At 56.9% G+C, this 724-nt stretch carries 1 protein-coding gene; it reads right to left on the bottom strand.

Translation table 11 applies throughout. The features are described from left to right. Positions 1 to 69: 69 nt before the first annotated feature. Positions 70 to 699 (bottom strand): hypothetical protein, encoded by a 630-nt coding sequence (locus tag E5W70_RS32595; RefSeq protein ID WP_292665482.1) that lies wholly within the window; start codon positions 697 to 699, stop codon positions 70 to 72. Positions 700 to 724: the final 25 nt, after the last annotated feature.

Raw genomic sequence — 724 nt, 5'->3', positions numbered from 1 at the left:
ATCTCTATAGCAACGTCAAGGAGAAGCGCGAGGTGTTGCAGATGTGGTCAAATCACATCGAATGGCTGATCAAGCAGGCTGCGGATGACGCTCTGGCGGCGTAGCTGCTGGCATGGGCGGAAGATGCGGCGCAACAATCGTCAGAGCCTCATCGAATTGGAGATCATGCTCGACCAGCAAATGCGCGGCCAATGCTTCGATGGCCGACCAGTGATCGAGTACTAGCCGGGCCGTGCAATCTTCGATCCGCCCCCAATCGGGGCGGCGCGGCATCAGGAACCGCAACTCACCATAGATTCGCTTGGCATCCGCGTAGTCGCTGCTCCCCTCATTCCCATCGGACGCATTCATCGCCATATCGCGCGGGTCCAGATAGCCTTCGAATGCGGATTCTGCAAAAGGACCTGCCAGACACGCAACTATCTCCCGGATCGCATCATCGCGTTCCAAACATCGATCCATATCGTCCTCGAAAATCGGCTTTCGCTTCGAGGTGAATCCTTGCGCTGAATAAAAACCCGCGCCTTCGACAACACCACCGCACTCTCCGTCACCGACGTCGGGGTAAATACTAACACTTGAGAAAGCAGGGAGTTCACGGTCGTCGTCGAACATCTGACGGTGCAAAACGATGGCGGCCACCGCGTGCCCGGCTTCGTGATGCGCCACAAGCGGCAGATATTGGGAGGCTACATTCATGCGGTGCGGCTCTCAGGTCTAGTTT

Origin of the sequence: Mesorhizobium sp. (assembly GCF_005063415.1) — a bacterium.
In the GTDB taxonomy this organism is placed as follows: domain Bacteria; phylum Pseudomonadota; class Alphaproteobacteria; order Rhizobiales; family Rhizobiaceae; genus Mesorhizobium.
The sequence above is the reverse complement of the archived record's forward strand: the minus strand, read 5'-3'. Positions and strand labels throughout refer to the sequence as shown.

Coding starts and splice junctions, on each gene's coding strand:
- E5W70_RS32595 (WP_292665482.1), bottom strand. CDS start 699: ATGAATGTAGCCTCCCAATATCTGCCGCTTGTGGCGCATCACGAAGCC.